Consider the following 20,353-nt stretch of genomic DNA (forward strand, 5'->3'; position numbering starts at 1 on the left):
TATTGTAAATATACAAAAATAAATAGCAGGTTGATAGCTGTTTAACACGATATGCAGCGTGCAAGTAATAAATAGTGTCGTTTTCGTGTAACTAAAATTGTGCTTGTTGCGTCATATATGTAAATTCTAAAATATTACATTATGAAACTCGCCTTACTTACCTTAATTATTCTGTTCTCTGTGCAATTCGCATTTGCACAGTCTAAAATATCAGGAACAGCAGTTGATCTATCAACATCGAGTCCTATCGAATTTACAAACATTGCTTTGCTACATAAAGATTCGACATTCGTAAAAGGAATAGCTTCCGATGAAAAAGGATACTTTGTTTTTGATAACATTCCCGATGGAGATTATCTATTGACAGCTTCTTATGTAGGATATGAAAAGAAATGTATTCCCGTATCTAAATCTGGAAAAGATATAAATGTTGGTAATGTTACCTTACAAACATCAGATGTATCGCTTGGCGATGTGACAGTAAATGGAAATTCGGTGATAAGGAAAGTTGACAGACAGGTTATCATGCCAACCGAAGCGCAGTTGAAAGTATCTACGAATGGTGTGAATTTGCTTCAAAGTATGCAACTCCCTCGTTTATATATCGATCCGGTAAATAACGCAATAAACATATCGGGTGGAGGAGAAGTACAGCTTCGTATCAATGGAGTTCTTGCACAAATAAACGATATTGTATCTATTCGTCCGGAAGATATAATTCGTATTGAATTTCACGATGATCCGGGATTGCGTTACGGAGGTGGAGTTGCCGCTGTAATTGATTATATTACACGTCGAAAAGAATCGGGAGGTAATATCGCTGTGAATCTGATGAATGGCATAAGTGATGTAGGTTTTGCCGAGGATCATTTTTCTGCTAAAGCTAATCACAAGAAATCAGAGTTTACGATGAACGCTTTCTATAATTATCGGGGTATCGATTGGACAAGAGAAAATGACGAAACATTTGTATTTCCGGATAAACCTGCTTTACAACGGCTGGAAGAAGGCTTGCCTACAAAATTTAATGATAAAACATTGAATGCTCTTTTGAATTATAGTTTAGTGGAGCAAGATAAGTATTATTTCAATGCTGCTTTCAGGTATAATTGGGACGATACTCCACATTCGTTTACAAATAAAATAGGGCGGATACATACATCGAATAATCCAGACCCTCTTAAAATCAGTGATCAGGCATCATCGTCAGCAAATGCGCCTTCCCTCGATTTGTATTTTCAACGTAATTTGAAGAATGATCAGTTAATCATCCTTAATGTTGTCGGTACATATATTGATTCTAAGAATACACGGGTTTATCAGGAGCATCGCAACGATGAACTTGTTACAGATATCTTTTCGCATGTTGTGGGGAACAAATATTCTTTGATTGCCGAAGGTATTTATGAGAAATCGTATAAAGAATCGAAACTTTCGACAGGTATAAGACATAGCCAAAGTTATACCGATAACAAATATTCGGGTACGGCTGATGCACAGGTAAGCATGAATTTTGCAGAGACTTTCGGTTATGTTGAATATCAGTTCAAGAAAAAGAAATTTAATTATACACTGGGTCTGGGTGGATCACGTATCTATTACAAACAAGCGGATAATGATGTTACTACATATTTTTTACGCCCAACATTGCGTGTGGCATATACGATTAACGATAATACCTTTATCCGATACAATGGTTATATTTCGAGCTACGCCCCCTCTTTATCTGATATGAATAATGTAGAACAGCCTATAGATTCATTACAAATCCGTCGGGGTAATCCTAACCTCAAGTCTGTTTGGTATTTGTCTAATAATCTTACGATAGGCTACAATAAGGGTATCTTTGGTGTAGAGCTATTTGCCAACTACAATTACGACCACCAGCCGGTAATGAGTGAAGTGTTATTTGAGAGCGGCAAGTTTATTCAAACGAATGAGAATCAGAGAAGCTTTCATCGTTTGAGTACGGAAGTTACATTTAAGCTTCGTCCGTTGAAAGATTATATATCATTGGCGATAACTCCGGGCGTAAGACGATTTATAAGCAACGGCAATAATTATACACATACTTATACAAACTCGTATTTTAGGGCATCCCTCACCGCCAATTATAAGAACTGGGTGTTAAATGCGGAGATGAGAACCAGACAAGATTGGTTTTGGGGGGAATCTCTCAATGGAGGAGAACGTATTCATATCTTGACTGCTGGTTATAATAAACCGAATTGGTCTTTAATGTTAGGTGCAATTAATCCGTTTGAGAAAACTTATTCGACGAAGAGTGTCAATTATTCAGCGCTAACACCTAGTGTATCACAGGTAGCAACTGATAATATTGCTCCAATGTTCTTTGTCAGTTTCTCTTGTAATATCAACTTTGGGCGTCAATTCAAATCTGCTAATAAACGATTGAATAATGATGATTCGGATTCGGGAATAATGTCAGGAACAAAGAAGTAAGACTTATATATAACGAAAAAGCCTGCTATAGTAATTATAGCAGGCTTTTATATTATAGAATCTTAGGTTCTTATTCAGCGTTCAATGTGAAACGTTTGAAAGCAACAACAGTCAAATCTTTATCTTGAGCTGCAAGATATTGAGCGATTGTTTGTTTAGGGTTCTTTACAAAATCTTGTTGAAGAAGAGTAAATTCTTTGTAGAATTTAGTTAATGCGCCTTCAGCAATTCTTTCAAGCAAGTTTTCTGGTTTACCAGCTTCGCGAGCTTTTTCTTTTGCAAGGTTCAATTCTCTTTCTTTGATTTCTTCCGATACTTCGTCAGATGTTAATCCTACCGGATTCATTGCAGCAATTTGCATCGCGATATCTTTTCCTACTTGCTCATCAACATTAGGTTTGTTGAATCCTACGATTGTAGCAAGTTTGTTACCTGGATGAACGTAAGCAACTACAGATGGAGCAGTGATTTGTTCGTAAGCACCGATTTCCATTTTTTCGCCTGTAATACCCATTCTGTCTACTATCAGGTCTGCAATGTTGCGACCCTCAAGTTGTATAGCATTCAATGCATCTACATCAGCAGGCTTGTTAGCCATTACAGCGTCAAGAATAGAAGTAGTTAATCCTACGAATTCAGAGTTTATAGCAACGAAGTCAGTTTCGCATTTCAAAGCTACAATAGCTGCATAATCGCCATTTGCAGCTGCAAGAACACATCCTTCAGATGCTTCACGATCACCACGTTTTGCAGCGAAAGCTTGTCCTTTTTTACGAATTATTTCGATTGCTTTATCAAAATCACCTTCTGCTTCATTCAAAGCACTTTTACAATCCATCATTCCAGCACCTGTTCTTTTTCTCAGGTTTTGGATATCAGCCATAGTAACTGCCATATCTTTTTATATTTTAAAGTTTATAATTATACGTCTTGAAAAAAGAAAAGCCAAGAATTAATCTTCTAAGAATAAATAACTCTTAGGAGATTAACTCTTAGCTTTTCAATTATTATTATTCTTCGTCTTCTTTAGCAAATTTACTTGCTACAGCAGCGTTGATTGCTTCTTCATCTTCTTTAGCTACACGCTCTTTCTTTGCACCTGTTCTAGCTTTACGCTCTCTTTTAGGTGCATCGTCTTGCGATTCAGCTGCGTTAGAATCTGCTTTTTCGATTTTTCTTTCTTCCAATCCTTCTTTGATAGAATCACAAAGGCTTGAAATGATTATTTCGATAGATTTAGATGCATCATCATTCGCAGGAATTACGAAGTCAATACCGCTTGGGTCAGAGTTTGTATCCACCATAGCAAATACAGGTATACCAAGACGATTAGCTTCTCTTACAGCGATGTGTTCTTTCATGATGTCTACTACAAATAGAGCAGATGGAAGACGTGTAAGATCTTGGATAGAACCTAAAGTTTTTTCCAATTTAGCGCGTTGACGAGTAACTTGAAGTTTTTCTCTTTTAGATAGAGTATCGAATGTACCGTCTTTAATCATTTTGTCGATAGTTGACATTTTCTTTACAGCCTTACGGATTGTAGGGAAGTTTGTCAACATACCACCTGGCCAGCGTTCGCAAACGTAAGGCATGTTTACAGATAGTGCTAATTCTGATACTACGTGTTTTGCTTGTTTCTTAGTTGCAACAAACAATATTTTTTTTCCTGATTTTGCAATCTGTCTTAGTGCAGCAGCTGCATCTTCAGTTTTTGCGATTGTCTTATAAAGATCAATAATATGAATGCCATTACGCTCCATGAAAATATAAGGAGCCATAGCCGGATTCCACTTTCTTTTTAAGTGACCAAAGTGTACACCTGCGTCTAATAATTGATCGAATTCTAATTTTGCCATTTTTAGTTTTTTAATTCGTTTACTTTCTTTTTCTGTTCACGAATTGTCGGGTAGCTCTTTTATCTAGAAGTCCCGGCAATTTAGATACTAAACGTAACTTTTGCGATGAGCGCCGACTCATCATTATTTATTACCAATCTAAAATCTTTAAGCAACAAGTGCCATCGACTGTTGACCGGATAAAATATCCAAATTAACGTTTTGAGAATTGAAATTTCTTTCTTGCTCCAGGTTGTCCCGGTTTCTTACGTTCAACAACACGAGGGTCGCGAGTCATAAATCCTTCAGCTCTTAGAGCAGGCTTATCTTCAGCATTGATCTTAACCAAAGCACGAGCGATACCAAGGCGAGCAGCTTCTGCTTGTCCTTTATATCCACCACCTTTTAGGTTAATTTTGATGTCGTATTTTTCAAGAACAGCTAATGTGTTTAGTGGTTGCTTTACTACATACTGAAGAATAGTTGAAGGGAAGTAATTGTCAAGCTCACGTTTGTTGATAACAATTTTTCCGGTTCCTTCGCTTACGAATACGCGAGCTACAGCAGCTTTACGTCTTCCTATTGCATTTACTACTTCCATTAATGATTATTTAAGAGAGTTAATATCTATTACTTTTGGTTGTTGAGCCTCGTGTTTGTGCTCTGTTCCTGCATAAACATGAAGATTTCTAAGAAGAGCAGCACCAAGACGATTCTTAGGCAACATCCCTTTTACAACTTTTTCCATCAAGCGATCAGCTCCCTTTTCTAATAATACGGCAGGAGTCATAGATCTTTGACCTCCAGGATATCCTGTATATCTAAGATATTCACGATCTGTCCATTTGTTACCAGTTAGAACAACTTTTTCTGCGTTGATGATAACTACATTATCCCCACAGTCTACGTGTGGTGTGTAGTTTGGTTTATACTTCCCTCTCAGAAGTTTTGCCACTTTAGATGCTAGGCGTCCTAAAGTCTGGCCCGATGCGTCAATCACAACCCACTCTTTGGTTACGGTTGCTTTGTTCGCTGAAATGGTCTTATAACTTAAAGTATCCACTTACTTAAAAATTAATTTGGTTAATGACTTTTTTTGGTTCACTCATCTATATCTTTCTGTTTTAAACTAAGGGGTATGAACAGAGCGATAATGTTTTATAAACCAAATGTTTACGTTTTATTTCGTAATAATCGGCTCGCAAAATTACAATTTTTTGGCGAATTAACAAAGAATAATAGCTAAAATGTAATATAAATGTGCCTTTTGAATTTTTATGTGTCTATTAATCTTCGCATTCAACTTTTAATCTGAAACCATCTTGTAGTGAATGGCCTCGTGCTTCCAGACATTTGTAGTTGCATAACTTGCCTGCATCTCCCATTTCTGTTGTGGCTGGGAGCATGTCGTATGTGTGATAGGATGAACTTATATATATAATGATACCGTTGTTTAGTGAGTAAGGTTTGAAATGTGTATTTCTGTCAATTCCGAGATAAATATCATAAGGATACGGGCGGTATATTATACTGGAAAACGGCCGCTCTCTATTTGTTTCCACTTCGGTAAGTGTTGTATACTTGTCTTGTGTACGTTTGGCAGACCATCCTGTAGATAAAATAAGGAATAACGATATAATACATACACTTAGTTTTGGTGTATGAATATCACGTTTGTTTGTTAGGAAGAAACTTGCACCTCCGGTCATGATGGCGGCAGCTAGTATTCCATGTACGAATCTGGCATCCGGGCCGTTCATAAACCATGTTATCAGTATTATGCAGATTACCCCAAAAACAATGTAGGCAGATATTTCGATTTGTTTCCTTCTTATCCATAAGTTTATGCTGGCTGTTATAAGCGATATTGTAGTCAGAATATAAATAAAAGTAGTTAAAAGATTTATCCATAGAGGGTCTCTGGACTTAGCAGCGGGATGCAGAATTACGGCATTGAAGAAGTGATCGCCTATGTGTTTTATGTATTCTTGTTGTTTTATTCCAATGTGTGCAGGTATTTTCCAATCGAAAGAGAATAAATCGATTCCAGAAAAAGGATATATAAGATATCCGGACAGGATGACGTTTCTTATCAGCCAAGGAGTGACTATGAGTAAGGTTATCGCCAGAGCAAAAAATAACGGGCGATAATTCCTTTCTTTTACTAGGCGAAATAATATGTATCCGCTTATTAGAATAAAAGGAGCAATGGATAATTTACAGGTGATTGCAAATATGGGCACAGCCAGTCCAAGTAAATAATTCTTTTTTATAAAATCGGGATAGAGTATAATTTTAGCAATTAGATAATATGCGATAAGATTAGGCAATATATCGGTTGATGTATCGAGCAGAAATTTTATATTTACAAAATAGAACAAAACAAAAGAAAAGAGTAAAATAGTTCTTTTGATTTCATATTTAGATGTGAAAAGCTCATGAAAAATCCAAAAGACGAAAAAGATCAGCACGCACGATTGAAGGGGATATATAGCTTCACCAAATAAGAACCTAAAGGTGAACATTGCGCTAATTAATAAATAGTTAGAGTTGAAAGCAAACCGATCGTCCAAGTTGCCCAGTCCGGGAACAACCGAATATTGTTCGTTCCACCGTATATTCTGATGATGATAAAATACAGAGTCGAACACTCCTTCGACCCAGAGTGATGAGCACAATATAATCATTATTGCTAGTATTATAATGCCCAATTGTAACTTAGATAATTCCTTTATTTGCGACTTAAATTTTTTTATCTGTTTTTGTAGATATTTCCTTCTTACAAACCAATAGGCAATACTAATACCTGTACTTACGAAAAGAAAATAATGATTGGATGGCAGCCAAAGCGACCATACAGATAGCGGAATAATAAGTAGTGATAAGCCGAGTAAAAGTTTATCGATTAAATTATATTGTTCCGACTGTTTGCAAAGTTTATTATATATTGAGACAAACATTTCACCCCACGATATAAGTACAAACGATATTGTAATCCAAGCTAAAATAAATGCTATCATATGAATGTTTACCTCTTAATAGACCTTTATACAGCAACTTCACCTTTTATGTGTGGGTGCGGATCATATCCTTCGAGAGTAAAATCTTCATATTTAAAATCAAAAATGCTTTTCACATCAGGATTTAAAATCATTTCAGGAAGGGGACGCAATTCACGGGACAATTGTAATTTTACTTGTTCCAGATGATTAGTATATATGTGCGCATCGCCTAAGGTGTGTACAAATTCGCCGGCTTGTAATCCGGTTACCTGAGCCATCATTTTAAGTAATAGGGCATAAGATGCAATATTGAATGGCACACCTAGAAATATGTCGGCACTACGCTGATAAAGCTGTAAGCTAAGTTTTCCATCAGCTACGTAAAACTGGAAGAAAGCATGGCATGGAGGAAGCTTCATATTCGGTATATCAGCAACATTCCATGCATTTACAATTATTCGTCGCGAGTCGGGATTGTTCTTAATGGTGTTTACAACCTCTGTTATCTGATCTATATGTCCGCCATTATAGTCGGGCCACGATCTCCACTGATAACCGTAGATATGACCGAGATCCCCATTTTCATCAGCCCATTCGTTCCATATACGTACACCATTATCTTGCAGGTATTTTATATTCGTATCTCCTGCCAAAAACCATAGGAGTTCATATATAATGGACTTCAGATGTAATTTTTTTGTTGTAATAACAGGAAATCCATCAGCTAAATTATATCGGCTCTGATGCCCGAAAACACTAATGGTACCCGTACCTGTTCTGTCGCTTTTTTCTGTTCCTTCAGCTAAAACTCGCTTAAGAAGGTCGTGATATTGTTTCATATATATTATTGCTATTTTTCTAGCTTCAAAGGTATATAAAAAAAACGAAAGCTATACTTTTTGATTCAAGTATAGCTTTCTATCTGTTGTTCGGATTTAGCTTTATTCAGCACCCTCAGCTTCTTCACTTACAGGAGCGATAAGTTTGTAACCTTTACCATGTATGTTAATGATTTCGATACTAGGCGCCGGTTTCAAAAGCTTACGCAACTTAGTGATATATACGTCCATGCTTCGTGCATTGAAATAGTTGTCATCTACCCATATTTGCTTAAGGGCATGATTACGTTCCAATATATCGTTAGCATGAGCACATAAGAGTCCAAGAAGTTCAGCTTCTTTAGTCGTCAATTTAGTGCTTTCGCCGTTGATAGTCAAAATTTGTTTTTGAGTATCGAACTGCATATTGCTAAACTGATACACTTGTTGTTCCTTAGTTCTTTTTCCTTTTACGCGACGGAAAATAGCCTCGATACGAAGAACAAGCTCTTCCATGCTGAATGGTTTTGTTATATAATCATCAGCACCTGCTTTGAATCCTTCTAAGATATCGTCTTTCATATTCTTGGCAGTCAAAAATATAATAGGAATCTCTGTATTTATAGCTCTGATTTCTTTAACTAAGGTAATACCGTCTTTTTTAGGCATCATTACATCTAAGATACACAGATCATATTTTTCTTTTACAAATCCTTTATATCCGACTTCGCCATCAATGAATAGATCAGTATCATATCCTTTTGCTTGAAGATATTCTCTTAGCAACATACCAAGATTTTCGTCGTCTTCACATAAAAATAATTTCAATTTTTCTTCCATAACATCTCTTTATTTGCGTTTTTTTAAATCAGTAATTAATTAGTCATTTTTCTTTTATAGTAGGTAAGTTTATTATAAATTTAGTTCCTTTATTTAAATCACTTTCTGCTTTTATAGAGCCTTTATGTTCTTCGATTATTTTCTTAACATATGCCAACCCTAGCCCAAAGCCTTTTACATCGTGGCGATTACCGGTTGATACACGATAGAAGCGATCGAAAATCTTTTTTACATATTCTTTTTTTATTCCTATTCCGTTGTCTTCTACGGATATTAATAGTTTATTATTGCTGTTCCATGTTCTTATCATTAGCTCTAATGGCTGATCCTCCCTCCTGTATTTTACTGCATTGTCGAGTAGATTGAATAGAACGTTTGTAAAATGCATCTTGTCTGCATATATTGCCGACTCGGTAGCTTGTAGATCAATATCGAGATTTCCACCGAATTTTTCCACTTTTAACTGAAATGTATTCGCTACGGTTACTACGATATCGTTAGCATCTAGTTCTTTAAGTTTTAAAGTTGCTTTTTGTTTCTCAAAAAGAGACATTTGAAGCACCTTTTCCACTTGGAAGCTCAGCCGTTCGGTCTCATCATTTATCACACCCGATATATGTTTAAAAACCTCAGGCGATTTGGTTATCGATCCGTCTTTTAGCATTTGCGCAGCGAGCGATATCGTCGACACCGGAGTCTTTAACTCATGAGTCATATTATTCATGAAATCGTTCTTCATTTCAGATAAGCGCTTCTGACGGAAGGTGATAAAGATAATAATTATAAATGTAACAAGTAATATGAAGGTAAATAAAAGTGCTGGTACCAGGAATGAAACCTCGCTAAAGAGGTAGTCTCCCTTGGTCGGGAAATAGACCTTAAGATAGGTTAGCTTATCCGGCGAATCGTTTGGAAATAGAACTTGTGTATATACCGCATTCTTATCCTGATCCGAGAATCGTGCCTGCCTATAAATAGGTTTATCGTTCTTATCTACTATTTCATATTGAAATGGCAACTCTATGCCATTATGCTTTATTTCGTTTCTTATATTGTTTTCGAGTGTTTTGAAATTGATCCTCTCTTCGATGGGAACATTGCTTGATGTATTCAATATTTTGTTGATAACATCATTTAAGTTCTCCCTCTCGTTGAGATATCTTTTCTTCTGCTCTTCCTGCATATCAACAAACGTTTTGGATATAGCATTTGTTCCGCTTTTGTTTGGCGATTGAAATACAGGTTTAGTCGGTTTGGTTTGTATGGTTTGCGATAGATTGTATTCTACTTGCAATTCCATACCATCAGGGGCAGTCACTTTTCCGTTTACCTTCTGATTATAAGTTACAATTTCTTCTTCCAACTGGTTACTCCGAGATAGAGATCTGTTGTAAGCCGACTGATTTTTTTGCTTTTCAAGGAACGCTTCATCGAGATATTTCTTTGTTTGATCAAGTTCCAGATTTCTCGATATCTGGTACAAGCTTCTGTTTATTGCTTCATCAAATTGATCACTCCTCAGTCTAACCGATGTGCGGAGATACGTAATCTGTAAGTATAATAAACCGAAGAACGCAATAGCCATTATAATTGCAAGTATCCATATTGTTGATTTCTTCATTTTTTAATAGCCTTTATAACCTACTACCGATGAGATGGATATACCTCTCATTACAGTAATTAGATATTTAACAATTGAATGTGGATTTTTGTTTAACATTTGAGAAAATAAACTTAAAATAATAATTATTCTTACGCAAGTATATTAAGATTTTTTTATTGTATTAGAGTAAACTTAAGACTAATGCCAAAGTTAGTATTTGTTGTCGGATATCCTGTAGAAGAAATAAGAGGATTATTCATTATTCTATCAAAAAACGCTCTTAGAGTCAGTGAACGGCTCAATGTGTAGTCTGCCGATAGCTTTAGTGTGACTGTTGTGGTACCGCTGGTGGCTTGAGTAAATTGCTCTTGGATGTTTCTTATCAGAGCTTGGCTGGTTTTGTGCGATACGTCCGCTTTTATGTTAAGATCGTTGTTGAAATCTTTTGAACTTTTAGACGTAAGCCCTATAACACGGTTAAATTCGTCGATGCGATAGCCAAAGCCCACAACGATCTCCTTCTGGATTGATTCTATTATTTGGTATGATGCCATATTCAGGTTGAGAGTCCGCATGTTATTAAATTGAGAATTGATAGACATATTATTATTCAATATCCCTTCTACACCAAAGAGAGGATTGAATATTTCGGATATTCCTACCGACGCAATATTATAGGGCGACGAAGGTACGGGATTTCCTGTTAATACATCACGAATAAAGCCTAAATCGTCATCTACTTGTTGCCATGTAGCAAAAGAGTTGAAGCTGCCTACCTGATAGAAACATGAATATGAATGATTGAAGCGTATCGATCTGAATTTTTCTTTAATGGCAGGTATTTCAGATAGCCCGTCATACGATATCGTCCAGTTTGGCAACATGGATAACAATGATGGAAATGCAGATAGTGTAACACTATTTGCATTCTGGCCTGTATATGCTGCAAGAAATGCAGGGATAAGCACATCACCCGAATTAATATTAACAAGATTATTTTCTGCTGAGTATTTTTCTCCTATAAATCCGGGTTTGTCGGTCATAAAGCCTCCGGTAGGATAGGGTAAGCCGTCATATTTTGATTCTAATCTGTTTCTTATAATAGTTCTGTTTGTCAAAAATCTGTCGAAAGCATCTGATTGATAGCCGTTTTTAGCACTACTGTTTCTCAATGTAGTCGAAAGCCCGATTGTTGTCATCGAAAAGCTGCCACCCAGCGTGCGTGGCGAACCTTCGAACATATACAGTATTTCCGAACGCTCGTTATTTTCACGATTAGCATTCAGTTCAATTTTCATGCCTTTAAATGGCTCAAGTTGAGCTCTTATTTCCAGTTTGTTCGAATTGTTGTAAACCGCAGGAAGAATATTGTCGCTATTTATTACGAGCCATTCGCGATCTAAAGATTTTTTAATGAAATCGTCTCCACCTTCAAAACCAAATGCGAAACCTAGACCGGGAGCTAATCCATATTCTGTATTTTTCTGACCAAAAGCATCGCCCACATGAGGACTATAGCCGGATATAAATGTTTCTTTGCGTCTCGAATAGTTAATACCTATAGAACGGAACGACATCAGACCCCGTGCAGAATATTCAGCAACATCTTTCCAAATTCCCTCTCCCGGTTCTTTTATTTTATTTACAATATTAATCTGGACAGTTGCCGAATCTTTATTATTTATTCGTATCGAATTTTCATCAATCTTCTTGAATTTGATATTATAAGGACGACCGTCTTTTTTGGCTACTAGTTCAATATTTTTTGTCCCTAACCCGTGGGTAATAGTAATAGTCGTATCGGTTCTTAGTGTTACCTCTTGGGTGAATCGTCGCCTTTGGGCTTCTTTATTTTGTTCTCGCCGTTGCTGGCTGGGAGATTGGGCTCTCCTTCTACTATCAAATCGCTCATTTACTCTCTTCAAAAATCCCGATTTGTTGTATAAACTTACCAAGTTGAACCGATTGTTGATATCAATAGTTATATTATTATTAATCGTATTTCCTATCTCTACACTATCTATATCTGCTCCACGATCCCATTGATATGCACTTGTATATGTCAGATTGGTTGTAACCCAATCCATAGCAGGTATATTTCGGAATGGAAGCTGATAGGTAACTCTCGCTATTTGTTTATATGACAGAGGGTTTCCGAGGTCTCTTATACTCTGCATAACAGAGTCTTTCCATATATCGTAATCGTCTCTGTTGAGCCTTTTATTTACCTGTAAATATGGTTCTTCTATTTCGGCTCTGGTTCCCGATTGGAATGCTACCTTAAGATTACGGGTAAGATCCCAATTGATGTTGAAATCCCGATCCCAGTAGAAGGATTGACTCCACGCCAGAAACTGGTTCTGATTTGCATTTTCGCCTATAGTATAGTTGTCGACATCACGTAAAAGTGTTTCGGTATAGTAGCGTGTCATATTAGAATTGAAGGCAATATTGCTCGGCAGATAATTGAATCCAATCGATTTTGCAAACTTGGCAGATCCAGATTTACTTTTCGAATTTTTGAACGGTTCCCAAGTTTTCATCAGAGGAGAGTATGAATAAGCAAACGTTGCTTTATAATTCTTACTCACATCATAAACTGTAGTAGGGTTCTTAAACTCCGTTTGATTGAAGGTGTATCCCAGACTAAAGTTTGCAGGGTCGTATGGCATGGGAGTCTTGCTCTGTATATTTACTCTGATATTATTCAGGCTGACGCTTCGGGTTGTTGTTTTCTCTTGAGACAAACTTTTTATGGAGTCTTTTTCTATCTTGCTATCAACTATGCTTAGCGACTCTTTCAATGTTACGTCCTGATCGAACGGATCATATTTCGGGGTTGTAGTCTGATTAGAATAAGCATAATAAAAGGGTATGCTCACCTTCGCTTTTTCAGGTAAGAATCTGCCTAGTTCTACATTGGCTGTTACATCGTACATGTAATAATCGTCGAGTCGCCTTTCCATTAAACTTTGATCTAATGCTCCAAAGCCGACAGTCTCTTTTCTTCCCGAGAGATTAATCGTTCCTAAATCGGAAAGTGCTATATTGAGATTTCCTTGGGCTGCCCATCCGCCTTCTTCATTGAAGTCCGTTAGCCGGAGCTCATTGACCCATACTTCTCCCGATTTATTGAGACGTGAATTGTTACGTACACCAATCATTATAATTTGTACATCCGACAGAGAGGGATTACCTATAATGCTGACTCTATTGTTAGGTTTGTCCGGATCGTAATCCGAGTAAACTTTTGTGAATGAAATGTTTGATCCTTCTTTTCGTTTTTCTTTATTTCGTTTCAGCTTTAAATCTTTAAGTATATCCAGTTTGAAATCGAACATATTATCTTGAGGCCAAACAGCATATTGGTCTGTTATGCTATTCGATCGATAGAGACCGGGAGGGGTTATTGTCAGTGGTATCTCATACTCGTAGTAATTATTCTTGTAGTCGGTACCTAAACGAATAAATACGGTCAATTCGCCATAGGCGAGCGTATTATCTCCAACGAGAGCTTCGGCGTGAGTAAATAATTGTAATCTTTTATGGCGTCTGAAGTCGTATGATGCTTTTTTATATACAGCGCGAGCATCGCCTGATTCCAAATCTAAAATCTGAAGGGATAGTGCCTGTTCGTTTTCTCTGGTCAATTGTGTTTGGTCGGGATCGAGTTCGCGTGTAAGTCCCGGAGGCAAAACATAACTAACAGGTTTCCTGTCGGAGTTTTCTTCGATATTGACAGTAGAAATAACTATTGCACCACTACCTTCGGGCATATCGTTTCTATTCAATGTTTGTTCATAAATGCGCCAATCACCGCGAACAAGTTGAAATGTTCCGAAGCGAAGGAACGTTGTCTGATCGAAATCTGTTAAGAACATACGCATAAAACGGATGCTTCGGAAGTCTGGTATATTTCCTATTTTCTTATCGTATTGTCGAACAGGAACTTTAAATTGATACCAGGTTACAGTGCCCGGTGTGCCGTTGCGAAGAGGTACTGTGACTTCACGGGTATTTATGATATGGTTATTTCCCACTCTCATCGAATCGGGTGTCAATCGGAGCTTGTATTGAAAATAGGTTTCATTTCCATTCATGGTGTTATCCTGATCGATATCTTCCACATCGGGTAATACACGTGCCGATGTGGCAAAACTCTCATCCGATCCGCTTGTAGTAGGGGAGTTTCCTTCTGTTCCGTTATAAAATTTATATCGGTCGATGATACTTACTTCATCCCGATCGTAATCAGAACTACGGTAGAAATGATACTTATCCTTCGATGGGCTGTTTAGAGGTGAAAATTGATCATTTTGCATTGCTTCCAATGCCGAAGGTGAAAGTTTACTTCTCAAGGCTTCCAGATAATCGCGATAAGCTCCGAATGTTGTTTCTTCTTCTGCACTTAATCCGTTCAATCCGACGTCTTGTTTTTTACGTCCGCTGTCACCTGCGCTGTCATCAAAAGCGTAAACGGTAGATTGCCGAGTTGGCACTTTACCCCATGCTGTGGTTGTATATGCCGTAGGATCGTCATTGATAGGCAGACCATTTTCGTAGAACTTTTTACCATCTTTTAGAACGTCTTCCGATATTTCACCCAAGTTTATATATAAATCACCTCCATTGTTTTTTACGGCTGCTGTATCGTTATATACAAAAGGGTCCATCAACCAAAATTCGATATATTCGATATTAGCTGACTCAAAATCCCGAACATCCATTTTACGAGTAATACCTGCCCAACGTTTTTTCGGATTTAATAAATTTCCATCCGAATTTATATTTGTTGCGTCTAAGTTATATTGCCCCCTTTCATTCGGGTAATAAGATAGATTTAGCGTCGGAATTGTTGCAGCCTCGTTAAATGGTACGTCTCTGTTTGGGTATATTTCGCTTAGATATATTTCGCGTACAAAATGATCAGATAGTTGATCTTTATCATTTTTGATATGCAGAGGTGTAAGTGACGAGTTTCTACGTGTAAATATACCATCAATCATATACCAAGACATCATGGCTCTATTCATGCCATATCGGACATCATCGTTGAGCAAAGCTTCGGGGAATAGCGCGTCTCCTGATTTGTCGGCAGGGGTCGATGCCAATGTCCATCCAAAGGGGCTTTTGATATCTATTCTGGATTCAGATGTTTCGAAATCATCGAGATAGGAGTGCGCTCCGAGATCTCTATTTTCGTAATGCCCTGCGATCATTTGTGCAAATTCGCCATTAAATGTTATCTGAGAAGGCTGGGTTGCATTAACGAACGGTAGTTTGTCTACAAGATTAGTCAGCCATTGCGATTCAGTTCTATAAGATGTATTTAGTCCCCATAATGTATTTTTGACCGATTCATTGCCGAGTTCCGTTTTCATTGTTAATGGCCTTTCCGAAAGGTGCATAATAGTACCACCTACATTGAAATTTTTAGATATGTCGTAGCTTAAGTTCAGACCCAAGAGTGTTTTTCGCTCCATGCTGAATGTACGGTCTTCGAGTGAAATCTGTATTGGTGTATTTGTATCTAATATATTCTGATTGATGATAGTTACTATCCCCGACATGTAATCTACGATATAATCGACCCCCTCCGTTAGCGTAACAGTACCGGCAGTAACCTTGACTGAGCCTTGCGGTACATTTGTTGCATTCAGGTTTATATCTGAATTAGATGCGGAACCTCTGTAAGAACCGGATATTTTGAACTTGTTTTTTTCAGCAATCTGTTGAGCTATCGTTTTCGTCGAGTCATATAATTCTTGGTAAACATATCTGTCGGCAATTGCAGGGTTATTTATTTCTTTTCTTAAATGTGAACCAAATGGTTCAACAACAGGGAAATATATTCGTCCGTTTTCCGATCGTATGGTGAATCCGTCTATATAGTCGAAAATTCCATCTGGGTTGCGGTTGTCTCGAACATCGAGCCTATCCAGATTCATGACTCTCAACAATAATTGATTCCGAATATCGCCTTCCGGTAAATAATTGATAAATGTTCCTATCGAATCGGATTGATACGATATGTTCATTCTGAATTTATCCTTTTGGATGTTGGTTGCTCCGATGCTATAGACGTTTTTCATCATCAGATCCCATGTATAAGTCTGTGGTCCAAATCCTACAGGCTTCAATAACTTAAGGAATAGTGCCCCAGATCGCGGGTTACTGGCATCGTACCGGTCTACTATATCTGTTGCAAATTCTCCTACCTGATAAACATTACCGTTCATTTTGTACTCGAAGGCTACAGCCAGAACTTCGTCCGGTTGCAATGCCGATGATAAAGAGACATATCCTAATTGGGGATTAAATGTGTATTCAGATTCGTTTAAGAGTCGTGCACTTTCTACTTGTTCATAATCTAATCCACTTTCTATGAATCCGTTGAATATGGCATTAACTTGACTAATATTACGTGCTGCCGAATAGGGGGCAGTGGTAACGGTTGAGTATAGATTATTAGCTCCATTATCAGGTACGTCAGGTGCTCCGATTGTTGGAGTCCATCTTGTAGGATTTTTTATTACTTTGTGTTCAGCAATATCAGCAAAACCAACGATGTTACGGGCTTGAGTGAAATCACTTCGCTTGTTGGTAACCCAAACTTCGAGATGTGTAATTGTTACCGGCGATAACACAAAAGGAATCTTGCTCATCGCTTTATCATAGTTATCCCGGAAATAATGTGCTAAAAAGAAATGGCGGCTTTCATCGTACTGGTCTACATTAAACTCAAAACTATTTGTTTGTACACCACCGTTTGCACTGATCGATTTTGATTGTGATTCTTGTTGAGAAACAAGTGTGTTCACGCGTAACTTTCCAAACTGAAGTTCTGTTTGTATCCCGAATAATGCAGTGTTGCCTCCAATAAGGGAGTTCGTTGTGGCCATGCTTACATTCCCTGCTTCGATGTGTTTTATTATTTCATCCTCTTTACCATCGTAACCAAGCTTTATTCTTTTAGAGTCGAAATCAAACATAGACTTTGTATCGTAGTTCATGCCGAAATTTACTTTTTCACCTACAGATGCCGATACATTCATCTGTATATCTTCTTTGAAATCGAAGGCAGTTCTACTTCTGTTTCGCTCAGCTAATGTAGGATTATCATTGTAAGTATGCCTAAAGCCCATCGATGTTTCTACATAGCCTTGCGTCTTTATCTTTACTCCTCCCGGACCGAATAATCTTTCAGCAGGACCAATATTTATTTTTATGTCTTTTAATGAAAATTCTCCATCATCAACGCTTTTACCGTCTTCGCTAAGCGCATTCTTCCTTCTGAAATAATCTGCCATAGACTGTTTCAAGCTATGATTCATATATTCGTCGGCACTTAACGAAAAAGGAGTCGATATAATTTGATCCCCTACTTTGGTGCGGATAATGTAATATTTTGAATCTATATCGTAATCGACGCGAGTTTGCACATTCGATGGATCTTTGAGATCGATAGGAGACTTATTATTGAGATCGTCGTACGTAGATATCTGAGTTTTTTTTACAGGGAATCGTGGTGCAGTATCGTTTGATGGGATGGCGAAAGGTTCTTCGGATAGCAATAAAGAAGTATCCACCCTGCCGGAAATGCCGGAGAGCAAACTAATAGAGCTTATTGAGAGCGTAATTATAAGTAAATATTTAATGTACCTTTTCAACCCAATAAACGGTGATTATAGCATTTTTAATGCCAGCTTGATAACTTGTTCTACACTACTATCTGATTTATCTTTTAATATCTTAACCACAACCTTTTGAGATGCCTGTTGTGAAAAACCTAGCATAACCAGAGCTGCGATGGCTTCTTCGCTTACCGGGCTCGAAGCTGCATACATGGCAACTTGGTCTGTTCCGGTTGTTTTTATTTTGTCTTTCAAATCAATAATTACACGTTGAGCCGTTTTCATCCCGATTCCTTTTACCATTTTCAGCATATCGGCATTACCCGATGCTATTACTGAGGTAAGTTCTTGTGGATTCATTGACGACAAAATCATCCGTGCGGTGCTTGCCCCTATACCCGATACACTGATTAGGAGGGTAAATAATTCGCGTTCATGCTTCTCAAAGAAACCGAACAGTTGATAGGCATCTTCTCTGATAGCCTCATGAATGTACAGTTTTGCATTTTTTTTGCCCGAAAGGCAGGTATATGTATTGAGAGATATGTTGATGAAATAACCAATACCGTATGCCTCCAAACTCACAGATGCAGGCGTTAGCTCCGCAACTTCTCCTTTTATATAATCAATCATAGTGAATCTAAATCTTAAACCTAATTTATTACTTTTGAACACAAAGATAAAGCTATCACTGTATGGGTTAGTGTAGCTTTAATTATTTATTGTTCTTAATTATAACGCCTAAATACTAAAAAAAGTATAATAATTAATGTAAAAGTACGGATATTATAGCTTTTATTCAATATTTTATAACACTTAATGAGCTTGGCTGTTTTATGCATGCTGCGAATAATAAATAAAAGGCTCATCTGCTTGTGATTATATTTCGTTTATTTGATGGGTTCGAGCATGTTAACTTAAATATATATATTATGAAAAAAATCTTTTTAACAATTCTGATTGTTTTTTGCGTACTATCACTGCATGCGCAAAATCATCCTTTCAATGGTTTGGATATGAATATGGGAACCCTTTCCCGTCTGTCGGATGCGAAGACAAGGTCTATCAGTCCTGAAAATTTCACAGGCGAAAAAGGTAAGGGAGGGATGGCCGATCCTGTAAAGGATAAAGACGAAAGGAATAAGGCTAACTCGTGGGCAGCAGCACAAGATTTGGGCATAGGATGGAAAGTTAATCCCTTTATCATCGTCAATCCGGGTGAAACTATGACTATTGCAGAGATTGAAGGCTCGGGTGCTATCCAACAAATGTGGATGACTCCTACGGGTAATTGGCGCTTTTCTATTCTACGTATCTATTGGGACGACGAAAAAGAACCTTCGGTTGAATGTCCTATAGGTGATTTTTTCGCAAGTGCTTACAATCAGTATGCACAATTATCATCTTTGGCGATATGTGTCAATCCGGGCAGCGCTTTTAATTGCTACTGGAAAATGCCATTCAGAAAAAAAGCCCGCATAACATTGGAGAACATAAACCATAAAGAAGAAATGCGTCTTTACTATCAAATAAATTATACATTAACAGATGTGCCTGAAGACGAAGGATATTTTCATGCTCAGTTCAGACGTTCTAACCCCACACAAGGCTCGTTACATACTCTCGTAGATGGAATAAAAGGAAAAGGACACTATGTAGGCACTTATATGGCATGGCGTGTGAATGACAATTGTTGGTGGGGCGAAGGTGAAATCAAGTTTTATATGGATGGTGATAAAGAGTATCCTACTATCTGTGGAACAGGCGCAGAAGATTATTTCTGCGGATCGTACAATTTCGAAAATAGAAAGACCCGCCAGTATCAAGAATTTACAACACCTTATGCAGGGATGCATCAGGTAATACGCCCCGATGGTTTATATAATGCAGTTACAGCATTCGGTTTGTATCGTTGGCACATACTCGATCCGATACGTTTCGATAAAGACTTGAAGGTAACTATTCAGGATTTGGGATGGAGGCACGATTTCAGATATAATAATCAGAAATCGGATATCTCGTCAGTATCTTTCTGGTATCAGTCAGAACCACATGCGAAATTCCCTAAATTGCCAAGTAAAGACGATTTAGAAATACCTACATGGCATTAATCGTTTGATAATGCAGATAGATGCTACAAGAGGGTATGTCACAA

At 37.5% G+C, this 20,353-nt stretch carries 12 protein-coding genes; 2 read left to right on the forward strand and 10 right to left on the reverse strand.

The window, feature by feature from the left end; all coding sequences use genetic code 11:
* Positions 1 to 141: 141 nt before the first annotated feature.
* Positions 142 to 2,463 (forward strand): TonB-dependent receptor, encoded by a 2,322-nt coding sequence (locus G7Y56_RS05070; protein WP_165041619.1) that lies wholly within the window; start codon positions 142 to 144, stop codon positions 2,461 to 2,463.
* Between the two features lie 70 nt (positions 2,464 to 2,533).
* Here G7Y56_RS05070 and tsf read toward each other — a convergent pair whose 3' ends face one another.
* From tsf to ruvA, 10 genes are all read right to left on the reverse strand, one after another.
* Positions 2,534 to 3,358, reverse strand: coding sequence for a translation elongation factor Ts (tsf, locus tag G7Y56_RS05075; protein ID WP_165021330.1), 825 nt, complete (start codon positions 3,356 to 3,358; stop codon positions 2,534 to 2,536).
* A gap of 115 nt (positions 3,359 to 3,473) precedes the next feature.
* Complete coding sequence (rpsB, locus tag G7Y56_RS05080) at positions 3,474 to 4,322, reverse strand: 30S ribosomal protein S2 (RefSeq protein WP_165021331.1); 849 nt, start codon at positions 4,320 to 4,322, stop codon at positions 3,474 to 3,476.
* Positions 4,323 to 4,515: 193 nt separating this feature from the next.
* On the reverse strand, positions 4,516 to 4,902 hold the full coding sequence (gene rpsI, locus G7Y56_RS05085) for a 30S ribosomal protein S9 (RefSeq protein WP_165021332.1): 387 nt from the start codon (positions 4,900 to 4,902) through the stop codon (positions 4,516 to 4,518).
* Positions 4,903 to 4,908: 6 nt separating this feature from the next.
* On the reverse strand, positions 4,909 to 5,364 hold the full coding sequence (gene rplM, locus G7Y56_RS05090) for a 50S ribosomal protein L13 (RefSeq protein ID WP_165021333.1): 456 nt from the start codon (positions 5,362 to 5,364) through the stop codon (positions 4,909 to 4,911).
* Positions 5,365 to 5,587: 223 nt separating this feature from the next.
* Entirely contained in the window at positions 5,588 to 7,321 is a 1,734-nt protein-coding gene (locus G7Y56_RS05095) for a hypothetical protein (RefSeq protein ID WP_165041621.1), read from the reverse strand.
* A gap of 26 nt (positions 7,322 to 7,347) precedes the next feature.
* Positions 7,348 to 8,142, reverse strand: coding sequence for a thymidylate synthase (locus G7Y56_RS05100; RefSeq protein WP_165041623.1), 795 nt, complete (start codon positions 8,140 to 8,142; stop codon positions 7,348 to 7,350).
* 102 nt (positions 8,143 to 8,244) lie between these two features.
* Positions 8,245 to 8,961, reverse strand: a complete 717-nt coding sequence (locus tag G7Y56_RS05105) for a response regulator transcription factor (protein WP_165021336.1) — start codon at positions 8,959 to 8,961, stop codon at positions 8,245 to 8,247.
* Between the two features lie 43 nt (positions 8,962 to 9,004).
* Entirely contained in the window at positions 9,005 to 10,582 is a 1,578-nt protein-coding gene (locus G7Y56_RS05110) for a sensor histidine kinase KdpD (RefSeq protein WP_165021337.1), read from the reverse strand.
* 155 nt (positions 10,583 to 10,737) lie between these two features.
* The gene (gene sprA, locus G7Y56_RS05115; protein ID WP_255498647.1) at positions 10,738 to 18,177 is read right to left on the reverse strand and encodes a cell surface protein SprA; all 7,440 of its coding nucleotides are present in this window, start codon (positions 18,175 to 18,177) and stop codon (positions 10,738 to 10,740) included.
* 72 nt (positions 18,178 to 18,249) lie between these two features.
* Entirely contained in the window at positions 18,250 to 18,831 is a 582-nt protein-coding gene (gene ruvA, locus G7Y56_RS05120; protein WP_165041628.1) for a Holliday junction branch migration protein RuvA, read from the reverse strand.
* Positions 18,832 to 19,130: 299 nt separating this feature from the next.
* Here ruvA and G7Y56_RS05125 point away from each other — a divergent pair, with 299 nt between their 5' ends.
* Positions 19,131 to 20,309, forward strand: coding sequence for a glycoside hydrolase family 172 protein (locus G7Y56_RS05125; RefSeq protein WP_165041630.1), 1,179 nt, complete (start codon positions 19,131 to 19,133; stop codon positions 20,307 to 20,309).
* The last annotated feature ends 44 nt before the right edge of the window (positions 20,310 to 20,353 follow it).

Origin of the sequence: Dysgonomonas sp. ZJ709 (assembly GCF_011039195.1) — a bacterium.
In the GTDB taxonomy this organism is placed as follows: domain Bacteria; phylum Bacteroidota; class Bacteroidia; order Bacteroidales; family Dysgonomonadaceae; genus Dysgonomonas.

Excerpts from the sequence above, each read along its gene's own strand:
- G7Y56_RS05110 (WP_165021337.1), bottom strand. The coding sequence starts at position 10,582 with ATGAAGAAATCAACAATATGGATACTTGCAATTATAATGGCTATTGCG.
- tsf (WP_165021330.1), bottom strand. The coding sequence starts at position 3,358 with ATGGCAGTTACTATGGCTGATATCCAAAACCTGAGAAAAAGAACAGGT.
- G7Y56_RS05095 (WP_165041621.1), bottom strand. The coding sequence starts at position 7,321 with ATGATAGCATTTATTTTAGCTTGGATTACAATATCGTTTGTACTTATA.
- G7Y56_RS05125 (WP_165041630.1), top strand. The coding sequence starts at position 19,131 with ATGAAAAAAATCTTTTTAACAATTCTGATTGTTTTTTGCGTACTATCA.
- rpsI (WP_165021332.1), bottom strand. The coding sequence starts at position 4,902 with ATGGAAGTAGTAAATGCAATAGGAAGACGTAAAGCTGCTGTAGCTCGC.
- G7Y56_RS05100 (WP_165041623.1), bottom strand. The coding sequence starts at position 8,142 with ATGAAACAATATCACGACCTTCTTAAGCGAGTTTTAGCTGAAGGAACA.
- rpsB (WP_165021331.1), bottom strand. The coding sequence starts at position 4,322 with ATGGCAAAATTAGAATTCGATCAATTATTAGACGCAGGTGTACACTTT.
- G7Y56_RS05070 (WP_165041619.1), top strand. The coding sequence starts at position 142 with ATGAAACTCGCCTTACTTACCTTAATTATTCTGTTCTCTGTGCAATTC.
- G7Y56_RS05105 (WP_165021336.1), bottom strand. The coding sequence starts at position 8,961 with ATGGAAGAAAAATTGAAATTATTTTTATGTGAAGACGACGAAAATCTT.
- ruvA (WP_165041628.1), bottom strand. The coding sequence starts at position 18,831 with ATGATTGATTATATAAAAGGAGAAGTTGCGGAGCTAACGCCTGCATCT.